The organism is Aliiroseovarius conchicola (genome assembly GCF_041403445.1).
In the GTDB taxonomy this organism is placed as follows: domain Bacteria; phylum Pseudomonadota; class Alphaproteobacteria; order Rhodobacterales; family Rhodobacteraceae; genus Aliiroseovarius; species Aliiroseovarius conchicola.
Window position 1 is genome coordinate 1 of the sequence record NZ_JBGEHL010000035.1, and the last position, 5,011, is coordinate 5,011.

The 5,011-nt window shown below is 53.9% G+C and carries 3 protein-coding genes and 3 pseudogenes; 3 read left to right on the plus strand and 3 right to left on the minus strand.

The genetic code is table 11. The features are described 5' to 3' along the window. A pseudogene (locus V6N04_RS18860) lies at window positions 1-578 on the minus strand (IS3 family transposase); the annotation flags it as partial. Window positions 579-781: 203 nt separating this feature from the next. Here V6N04_RS18860 and V6N04_RS18865 point away from each other — a divergent pair. Together V6N04_RS18865 and V6N04_RS18870 are read left to right on the plus strand one after the other, a co-directional pair. Then, a complete protein-coding gene (locus V6N04_RS18865; RefSeq protein ID WP_371171722.1) occupies window positions 782-1,753 on the plus strand; it encodes a DMT family transporter in 972 nt (323 codons plus the stop codon). Between the two features lie 168 nt (window positions 1,754-1,921). Then, a pseudogene (locus V6N04_RS18870) lies at window positions 1,922-2,582 on the plus strand (IS110 family transposase). A gap of 379 nt (window positions 2,583-2,961) precedes the next feature. Here the strand turns inward: V6N04_RS18870 and V6N04_RS18875 are convergent. After that, window positions 2,962-3,171 (minus strand): WGR domain-containing protein, encoded by a 210-nt coding sequence (locus V6N04_RS18875; RefSeq protein WP_371171723.1) that lies wholly within the window; start codon window positions 3,169-3,171, stop codon window positions 2,962-2,964. 42 nt (window positions 3,172-3,213) lie between these two features. On the opposite strand from V6N04_RS18875, the pseudogene V6N04_RS18880 reads away from it, so the two are divergent. Further along, window positions 3,214-3,327: pseudogene (locus tag V6N04_RS18880) on the plus strand (IS5/IS1182 family transposase); the annotation flags it as partial. A gap of 13 nt (window positions 3,328-3,340) precedes the next feature. Here the strand turns inward: V6N04_RS18880 and V6N04_RS18885 are convergent. After that, on the minus strand, window positions 3,341-5,011 hold a 1,671-nt coding region (locus V6N04_RS18885; RefSeq protein ID WP_371171724.1), incomplete at its 5' end, for an OmpA family protein.

The window sequence follows — 5,011 nt, forward strand, 5'->3', positions numbered from 1 at the left end:
CTTCTTTCTTTGCTTTTGTGGGACCTTCAGCCCTTCACGTCGCCAGATACGCTCGACCCGCTTGTGGTTCACGTGCCAGCCAGCGTTGTTCAGCAAACCCGCCACCATGCGATAGCCATAACGGCCATACTTGTCGGCCAGTTCAATGATATCATCGGTCAACCGTTCCTCATCGGCCCGGCCTTGCGGAACCTTTCTCTGTGTCGAACGGTGCTGACCCAAGGCGCGGCAGGGACGACGCTCAGACACGCCGAGTTCCTGCCGCACATGATCGATGCATTTACGACGACGCGAAGGGCTTAGAAGTTTCCCCGTACAGCCTCAGTCAAGATGAGCTTGTCCAGGGTCAGGTCAGAAACCGCCCGCCGCAGACGCTGGTTCTCTTTCTCCAGTTCTTTCAGCCGCTTCAGCTGCGAGCGTCCCATACCGCCATACAGCTTGCGCCATCGATAAAACGTCTGCTGTGTCACCCCGATCTGGCGCACCGCCTCCGCAATCGTCATCCCTTGCCCTTGCAGAACTTCAACCTGCCGAAGCTTCGATACGATCTCTTCCGGTTTCTCTCGTTTTCCAGCCATCGCTGATCCTCCAATTTGCGGGATAAAACTATCCCAGTTGGTGGACCACCCGATGGGGGCTACTCCAATGATCATAAGACGATTCTTTCACGCTGAAGCAGAACCGACTGGAAGTCGGTGGGTTTGCTCCAGGGCGTGGATACTAAAAATATTCTCGCTGTCGTATTGTTTGGAAATCAAGACTTTGCGGTAGGAAGCATGATTTGAACAGCAGCTTAACGGCAAGACCAGAGAACATCCTGCGCGGTGTAGCGTTGATCATTGCGGCAGCGCTGACGATCTCGATCCAGGATGTTGTCTTCAAGCTCTTCAGCCGAGAGCTGACACTTTGGCAGATTTTTACCCTGCGCGGCCTTCTCGCGATCCCGATGCTACTGATTTTGTTGCGGCTTAGAGGGGTCCATAGAGCTGTCTTTCGCATCGCGCTCGGAAAATGGCCGCTCTTGCGAGCGGTATTTATCACCACTACGTTTTTGGCGTTCTACGCGGCGATCCCTTTCCTCAGCCTTTCCACGGTTGGAGCCGCAAACTACATTGCCCCAATCTTCGTGGCGTTACTATCCGCCTATGCAATCCAAGAACCTGTCGGTCCACTTGGATGGCTGGGGGTGTTGCTTGGCTTTACGGGTGTTATTGTGCTGTTGCAGCCAGGGATGGATGCGTTCTCGTTTTGGTCGCTTCTACCGATCATGGGTGCCGCCTTCTACGCTTTAGCCCACATTACGACACGGGTGAAGTGTCGGGATACACCACTTGCCGCCATATCGTTATCGCAAAACATCGTCATGATGTTGGCGGGGGTGATAGTGAGCGTGCTTTTGTTCTGGTTCGCGTCAAAAGGCGATCTGACCGAAGAGTATCCCTACATCTTTGGCCTGTGGTCGAATGTAAGCCTAGCGGATGCCCTGGTCCTCGCAGTCCTCGCCGGCTTCACGATCCTGATCAGCATACTGCTCGCCGGAGCCTATCAGGCCGCACCGCCCGCGATCATTTCGACATTTGAATATAGCTATCTGGTCTTCGTCGCGATCTGGGACATTCTGTTTTTCGGGGTAACGCTAACCGTGTCATCGGTCACCGGCATGATCCTGATCGTGATCGCTGGCCTGCTCGTTCTGCGGCGCGGGAAGGGCAAGGTCGTAAAGTACCGTCAAATCAAAGCAAACCTTGAGTGACGCTCGCGAAATGGTAGGATTGTCCCGCTTCTTACCAGTTCATGCGCCGTGCAGCGAAAGGCCGCTATTCAAAACCCGAGATCGTTAGACCAGATGAGCGTTTTGCGGCGGGCGCTGTGCCTGTGATTTTCTCGGCGAACATTGGATTGTTTGACGGAGGAAATACGAATGAACAAAACGCTTTATGTGGGCTTGGATGTTCACAAGGATACGATTGCGGTTTCTGTTGCGGAGGACAGGCGTCGTGGCGAGATCAGATTTCATGGCACCATTGTAAATTCGGCGGATGCCATTTTGCGGCTTACCAAAACGCTGACAAAGAATGGTCATACACCATCATTTTGCTATGAAGCAGGGCCTTGCGGCTATGGCCTGCACCGGCACCTTACCAAGCTCGGTTTCGAATGCGCGGTCGTCGCACCATCGATGATACCGCGTAAAGCCGGGGATCGGATAAAGACGGACAGGCGTGACGCAGAAATGTTGGCGCGGCTTTGGCGGGCTGGTGCCCTCGGAACACTCCAGTGGAAGCACGATACGGCGAGGACGGTTAACAAAGACAGGCAATGCACTGGCGCGCACAATGCTGGTCGAGGCTGGATGGTCGTACCGTCACCCACCTAAGGAAGGCCATCCCTACCTCAAGCGGTCGGCCCACTTGCCTCAGCACATCAAAGACATTGGCTGGAAAGCGCAGACCAGGCTCTGCAAGCGGTATCGAACTTTGAGCCGAACAGGCAAGCCGCAGCCCCGAGTTCTGGCTGCCATTGCACGGGAATTGGCTGGGTTCGTCTGGGACATTGCACGGCAGACGCCGCTCAAGGCCTGACCATCACAAGCAGGCTGCCTGTGCAGTCCGCTGGAGATGGTGGCCATTGATGGGGAAATCCTCGGAGCGCGTTGGGGCAAATACCCGCTCTTAGAGAGAGGCAATCCCGCGTCGTATTTGGTAAGGCGGTAACCAATCCGCGGATGAGAGCATGACAACACTCGATTGCGGCAACCGTCTCCAGCGCCTGTTCAGGCTACAAACTTTGACCATCCCGCGCCAGCGGGGTAGTCTCATCGTGCCGAGAAGATCAAAACGCTCATGAGAAATGGGTATTTCGCCCCCTACCCAAATCGAGCCCCAATTGGCGGATCACAGAATGCCAGTCCTACGCTGGGCAGGACAGCCGCAAGGATCAGGGTTGGTGCAAATCTCATGGCTATGTCCCTTCTGGGCCTTCTGTGTAGCCCCTACGGCGTTTCTGGTGCGCGATACTGGCAAGGGCATCCACGGCCTGACCCTCGTCTGCAAACGGCTCGATACGAACCTGACCCGAAGATCCAATGCGCCCCCACTCCCTGACCAATGTAGGGCCACCAAATAGGCCTAACCGGCTTGAGGCTGTGAGATCGGACAGATTTTGGAACATTTGTGAACAAGACCCGCTATCAGCAGATAAGCGCCGCTTACGAACTATTTCGCAAAGATCAAGGAATTCAGAGGCATAGCAACGCGATACGACAAGACCGATTGCAGCTACGCTGCCAACTGGAACCTCTTTGCTGCCCTCATCGCCTCACGATAATTGTCCATAGGTCCTAGAACTTCATTTCGAAATTCGCGTCCATTGAGACGCTTCCGTCTGAGTTGAGACCTGCACCACCATTGATATACACGTTGCCGAGCTGGCGGCTTGCTCTGGCCCGAACAGTGCCGAGGAAGTAATTCTCACCCCATTCACCATCAAGTTCGAATGCGTAGCTTAGATCATTATCTCCGCCTCTACTCTCAATACCGAGCGAACCGCCAATACCGCAAACTTCGTTGAGGCTTCCTAGGGATTGGTAACAGGCAATACGTGGATTGAACCAAAGGTTGCTTTTGCCATTGTTGATAAGTCGATCAGTGCGGATTTCTGCAAAAATGCGGCCACCTGAAATCGCATCAAGTTCGATATTGCCAACCTGGGTTAAGCCGCCAAGTTCAGCAATTACATCAACATCTGCGCCAGGTGTGTAGATGTAGTCAAATCCAACACGAGGCGTCACATTGGTTTCGCCATATTTTAGCTCTCCAGAAAGAGATGCCCCGAAAAAGCCGGCCCAATACGTATAGTCGCCGTTAGCAGTTATCGTGCCTACGTTGCGATCAAATGCTAAATCAAACTTATGGCGACCCGTTGCCCCGCCCAGATAGTAGTCCAGGAAAAGTTCGTTCTGCAGGCGTTTCGCGCCATAGATCCCAGCGTTTATTCCCAGACCGCGAATCTCACCGGTCGCTTTGTTGGTAACGTCGGACTGCGAACTGTAAAGACCGACAAAGTAGCCGAAGACACTGCCGCTTCCACGATATTGTTCTCTGCGGTATGATAAGTTGAAGACACTCTGCGTCTGGCCCTGACCAGTATCTGTGTAGCTCAGAGACCCTTCAAAGACTTCGCGACGATCAGTGATGCAGTCATGCTCATCTCTCAAGAACCGGCCGTCAGCATTCAGCCCATCATTGTTGGCTTGTAAATTAAAGGCACGCACCATGGCGAAACTATCATCGCACGGGCCTTGATAGCCATCAAAATCAGTCAGCGCTCGGAATTCAACGCGCCGGTTCTGCTTTTTGCCAGCCTCGGTCGCGTTACTCGCAATCGGTTGGCTTTCGCCGTAACCACGGGCGACGTATTCAGTTGTGTCCACATCCCGGGCCGACAGGGCACGCAATACGGCTTCAACACGGCGTTGACTCAGGTCAAGGTTGTAAGCATCAGATGCATCGCTGTCTGTATGCCCAGCAATCTCGAATGCGCTGTCAGGACAGCTACCCAATATCACGGCGATCTCATCAAGCGTCCTTCGGCTTTCTGAATTGATGATAGCCTTATCGGTATCAAACAGGATGTTTTCTTTGTTCAGCCGCGCATTTACATCTGCCAGGCACTGATTACTAGAGCGACGGCGCAGACGATCCCCTGCGTCTGCGGCATAGCCGCTGATTTGGCGGCTATGTATGGTCAGCGTATTTGCCAGGTCTTCTTCGAGGATTTCTTTAAGATCTTCTTCAATCTCAGCAATCAAATCGATTGGATCGACAACGACGGTGACCTCAGCGGTGTCACAGTTGGTTGGATTGAGCACCTCACAGATCTCATAGGTATAGACATAGGTGCCTGCCGTGGTGCCTGGATCGACGGTGACCTCACCATTGGCGGGGTTCAGGGAAATGCCGCCTGCGGCTGGTGTGACATCAAGTCCAAGCGCGGTGGTGCCGTCCTGGGC

Excerpts from the sequence above, each read along its gene's own strand:
- V6N04_RS18875 (WP_371171723.1), bottom strand. The coding sequence starts at position 3,171 with ATGTTCCAAAATCTGTCCGATCTCACAGCCTCAAGCCGGTTAGGCCTA.